General features: G+C 63.9%; 5 protein-coding genes. All 5 read left to right on the forward strand.

What is annotated here, in order from left to right:
• The first annotated feature begins 244 nt into the window (after positions 1 to 244).
• A complete protein-coding gene (locus tag PPP56_RS10650; RefSeq protein ID WP_353564024.1) occupies positions 245 to 1,315 on the forward strand; it encodes a YihY/virulence factor BrkB family protein in 1,071 nt (356 codons plus the stop codon).
• 71 nt (positions 1,316 to 1,386) lie between these two features.
• A complete protein-coding gene (locus tag PPP56_RS10655) occupies positions 1,387 to 1,923 on the forward strand; it encodes a 3'-5' exonuclease (protein WP_353564025.1) in 537 nt (178 codons plus the stop codon).
• 127 nt (positions 1,924 to 2,050) lie between these two features.
• Positions 2,051 to 2,455, forward strand: a complete 405-nt coding sequence (locus tag PPP56_RS10660; RefSeq protein WP_353564026.1) for a hypothetical protein — start codon at positions 2,051 to 2,053, stop codon at positions 2,453 to 2,455.
• A 136-nt stretch (positions 2,456 to 2,591) separates the two neighbouring features.
• Positions 2,592 to 3,566 carry an ABC transporter substrate-binding protein gene (locus PPP56_RS10665; protein ID WP_353564027.1) on the forward strand — a complete coding sequence of 325 codons (975 nt, stop codon included), beginning with the start codon at positions 2,592 to 2,594 and terminating at the stop codon, positions 3,564 to 3,566.
• 281 nt (positions 3,567 to 3,847) lie between these two features.
• Positions 3,848 to 4,894, forward strand: a complete 1,047-nt coding sequence (queA, locus tag PPP56_RS10670; protein ID WP_353564028.1) for a tRNA preQ1(34) S-adenosylmethionine ribosyltransferase-isomerase QueA — start codon at positions 3,848 to 3,850, stop codon at positions 4,892 to 4,894.
• Positions 4,895 to 5,043 lie beyond the last annotated feature (149 nt).

Here is a 5,043-nt window from a genome sequence, read left to right on the forward strand (position 1 = left end):
GCTACAGGCAGGCGCTACAGGCAGGCGCTACAGGCAGGCGCAACGGGCAAACGGTATCTGAACGGACCCTTCTGCAACGTCGTTTCCGGATGCTGGCGGACCGGTGTCATGAAGTGAACCCCGCCCCGTGACAGCTGCAAAGACGAGGCGCAGGCAGAAGCGAACGGGCTGTGTCGCAGTGGGTTAGAAGATGCATCTGGAAGAAACGCATGCCGCCTGCATCCCAACACCCCTACCGCATTTTATGACCGACGCTGCCTCCGACGACCTTCCGGGTGACTCTCCGGGCGCCCCCTCACCTGGCGCCGCCTCAGATGCCTCCTCCGCTGCCATGCTCAAGGTGTTGCTGACAGACACGCTGCGCGCGTACAGCGCGGACCGCGCCGAGCGGCTGGGGGCTGCGGTGGCGTACTATGCGGTCTTCTCGCTCGCGCCGCTGCTGGTACTGGCGCTGGCGACCGTGCGGCTGGTGTACGGGCGGCAGTCGATGCAGGCGCAGGCGGCCATTCTGGATCAGGTCGAGAGCGTGGTGGGGCCGGCCGGACGCACACTTGTGGAAGGGATCCTGCAGGAGGCTGCGGTGTCGCCCGCACAGGGTACTTGGGCGGTGCTCCTGGGTAGCGCGCTGCTGATTGTGGCTGCCACGGCGTTCTTTGCGCGCCTGCAAGACGCGATGAATACAATCTGGGACGCTACGCCCGCGTATACCGGCGTGTGGGGGCTGCTGCGGAGCCGCCTGCTCTCGCTGCTGCTGGTGCTGGCTGTGGGGGGCGGACTGCTCGCGAGCCTTGTGCTCAATGCAGTGCTCAGCGGAATGATCGCTACGCTGGGGGGCGCTACCGGACTCTATCTGCTGGAGCGGTTCAGTACGCTTGTGCTTCTGGCTGGGCTCTGTGCGCTGCTCTTTCGGCTGCTTCCCGATACCGATGTGGCGTGGGCCGACGTGTGGGCAGGTGCAATAGGTACGGCCCTGCTCATTAGCCTGGGCACCAGCGCGATGGCCTGGTATCTGGGGCAGGCGACGGTAGCCTCGGCCTACGGCGCCGCCGGAGCCCTCGCCGCCCTGCTGCTGTGGATCTACTACGTGGCGCAGATCTTCTTTCTGGGGGCCGAGTTCACGAGCGTCTACGCCGCCCATCGCCGATCAGAACGAAATCAGACCGGTGCGTCGGGGCTGGCTGCGCACGGCACGCCGGCGGCCAACCTCTCGGCATCCGACCCTCCTGAGAGCGCACCTGCTTCAGGACGGGTATGGCCCGCGCGTCTGGGATGGGTCGTGCTCGGAGCCTTGATCGCTATCTTCTGGAAGCGATAATCCTTCACAGAGAGGGGGCGCTCCGCATCTCCCCGAACACTTCTCCGAACGAAACCTGCCGGACGCACACGATGCCGCACGATACCAGCTGGCTCCTGCACACAAGTGCGCTCCGGTTCTTCGACCTCGAAACAACCGGGCTGCGTCCCGACCGGGGCGCGCGCATCACCGAGGCGGCGGTGCTCGACCACCAAACAACCTGCCTGTACTGGCAACGCACCGCCAACCGGCCCGTGGCTGCGCTGCTCGACCGGCTGCTGCGCTGCTTTGCGGATGCGGTCGTTGTCGGCCACAACCTCGCGTTCGATTTTCGCTTTCTGGCGTATGAAGCCGAGCGGCAGCACCGTTCGCCCTTTGCCATCCGCTACATCGACACCCTGTCGCTGGCACGCGCTGCGCGCCTCGACGCCCAGTTGGGGCTGCCCGACCTGGCGCTTGAAACGCTGGCGCGGCGCCTCGTCGGCCGCGAGCAGGCCTCCGGGTGGACCTTCCACACGGCCCGTGGCGATGCCGCAGCCACCCGGGCGGTGCTCTGGGCGCTCGCCGACCGGCTGCAGATCCAGACCCTCGCCGATGCCGGGCTGCAGCGCATGGCCTGGGCCCGTTGACATCTCAGGCCACGCGCCGTTTCGACTCGCATTCGCAGGCGTTCTTTCGTAGCATACGTACTTGTAGCATACGTATATGCCGCATCCATACACTCGCTCGGCCCATTGCTTCAACGACCACACGCCCATGCCCACGCCCCTGCAGAACCGCTTTCTCGACGCGCTCCACGCTGCTTCCTTTGGCGATGCGGAGGTCTACCTGTCGAACGAAGAGCGCGAGGAGCTGGAGCGCGGAGGCGCCTTCAAAGAGGCAGCCCGCGAAAAGCTGCCCCGCATCGAGCGGGCCCTCTGGTGGGCGCAGGCTACGTCGGTGGCTGCGCTCGTCCTGCTCGTGGCCAGCACGCTCCTCACCACGCTGGCCCACACCGGCACCGCCCTCACCACAACGCCCTTCGCCAACGCCTTCTCCATTGTACTGTGGCCGGTGCTGTTCAGCCTCGCAGCCGCATTTAACCTGTGGCGCGCCGTGCGCCTCACCCAGAAACGGCTCCTCTGCGAGATCATCCTCGAAACCGGAGGAGGCAGCCGGTAGAGCAGTCGCACGAAAAAGCAGACAGGGGGAAGCGCGGCGCAGGCCAGCAGGCAACGTATGGGCGCGTCGCGCATAGTACACATGTCTCACTACGGAGGCATCTTCTCACTGCCACGGCTCACGTTTCCCTGTTCGCATGCGCATTGCGTCGCTACTTCCCGCCGCCACCGAGTGGGTTGCCGTTATGGACGCGCTCGACCAGCTGGTGGGGCGCTCGCACGAGTGCGACTTCCCGCCGTCGGTTACGTCGCTCCCGGTGCTCACCGCACCCACCTATCCCGATGAGACGGGGTCGCGGGCCATCCACGAGGCGGTGCAGCGCCGGGTGCAGGAGGGACTGAGCCTCTACGACGTAGACCTGGACCGCCTGGCGGATCTGCAGCCCGATGTGGTGCTTACGCAGGCCCAGTGCGAGGTCTGCGCCGCGTCGCTATCCGACATCGAGGGCGCCCTGCACCGCTACATGAACGACCGGGGAGAGGCGCCGCCCGAGCTCTTTTCGATGCAGCCAGACACGTTTAAGGCGGTGCTCGATACCGCCCTGCGCATGGGCCGCCGGCTGGGCCGCGCCGAATCCATCATGCGGTGGATTGCCGCGCGCGAGAAAGCGCTGCGCGCCCTGCACGAAGCGATCGGCCTGGAGCGCCGCACCGATCCCGCGTCGCTCCCCACCGTTGCCTGCATCGAGTGGATGGATCCGCTCATGGTCGCCGGGCACTGGACGCCCGACGTGGTGGCGCAGGGCGGCGGGCATGCGCTCCTGGCAGAGCCAGGCGACGCGTCGCGCACGATCACGTGGCAGGCCCTCGCCGATGCAGATCCGGATGTGCTCTTCGTGATGCCGTGCGGGTTTACGCTGAGCGAAACGGCCCGCGACTGGGACGCGCTCGCCGCGCATCCTGTATGGCCCACCCTGCGTGCCGTGCAGGCAGACCGCGTTTTTGTGTTCGATGGCAACGCCTACTTCAACCGTCCAGGCCCGCGCCTCTACCGGGCCGTCGAGCTTGTGGCCGAGGCGCTGTATCCGGAGAACGACCGCGCCGGGGCCGCCCCCGCCCGCCCCAACGAGATGCAGCGTGGACGGCCGTCTGCCGCTGGAACGCCCGCGTAGCTGACGTGAGGCGGGCAACGCACCGATTCAGCACACCGATTCAGCGCACCCATGCAGTACAATCGATCCAGTGTAGACGATCCTGTATAGATAAGTCCAGTGTGTTAGCAAAAAAAGAGGCGTTTGGGCTTGTCTGCCTACGTTTTCCACGATTGAATCGGGATCAATGCCAATTTAGAGCCTGTTTGGGTTTTGGTTTTCCACTCGCCCAAGAGGCGCCGCGTTGTTGCGGAGCTGTTGCACGTGTACATCCTTCATCTTTTTAGTTAGCACCCTTGTCCATGAAACGATCGGAGTTTAGTTACGACTACCCCAAAGAACTCATTGCCGAGTACCCCGCGGAGCCCCGCGACTCCTGCCGACTAATGGTGGTGAATCGCGAAGACAAAACCGTTGAGCATACTGTGTTCAACAAACTGCCCGATTACTTCAAGGAAGGCGACGTGATTGTCGTCAACAACACCAAGGTGTACCCGGCCCGGCTGTTTGGCAAGAAGAAGAAGACCGGCGCAAGCATTGAGGTTTTTCTGCTGCGCGAGCTGAACCCGGAGAGCCGGCTGTGGGACGTGATGGTCGACCCGGCACGGAAGATCCGGATTGGCAACAAGCTCTACTTCGACCGCGAGCTCTCGGCGGAGGTCATCGACAACACCACCTCGCGCGGACGCACCCTGCGCCTGCACTTCACGGGGACGAACGAGGAGCTGTACGCCAAAATTCGCGAGCTGGGCGAAACGCCTCTCCCGCCGTACATCGACCGCGAGGTAGAAGAGGAAGACCGCGATCGCTATCAGACCATCTTCGCCGAGCATCGCGGTGCAGTCGCAGCGCCTACCGCCGGATTGCACTTTACGCCTGAGCTCATCCAGCGCCTCAAAGACAAGGGCGTGCACGTGGCCGAGGTTACGCTGCACGTGGGACGCGGAACGTTCCGCCCCGTTGGGGTCGAAGACCTGACCAAGCACCGCATGGACTCGGAGCAGTATACGATTCCAGAAGAGACAGCCGAAGCGGTGAACCGCGCGCTGCGGAGCGAAGAGAACACGGTAACAGCTATTGGCACAACTGTGGTGCGGACCATAGAGTCGAGCCTGTCTGCAAATCAGGAGCTCAAGGCGGATTCCAGCTGGACCGACCTGTTCATCTACCCCCCGTACGATTTCCAGATCACCGACCAGTTGGTCACGAACTTTCACCGACCGGAGAGCACCCTTATCATGATGGTTTCTGCCTTTGCCGGGTACGACTTCACGATGGAGTTCTATCAGGAAGCCTTTGACAAAGAGTATCAGTTGTTCTCTTTTGGAGATGCGATGCTGATCCGCTAAGCAACTGCCACGATAGGAAGGAATGCTGTGCGTACGTGCAGCAGGTCCTCGTTAGCGCTACGGCCCGATCGCAAGCGCGGTGCTTCTGCTATAAGATTTAGCTGCAGAGCACCGCGCTCCGCGTTTAACGACGAGCCTTCAGCCACACG

It is taken from the genome of Longimonas sp. (genome assembly GCF_040409695.1).
Classification (GTDB): domain Bacteria; phylum Bacteroidota; class Rhodothermia; order Rhodothermales; family Salinibacteraceae; genus Longimonas.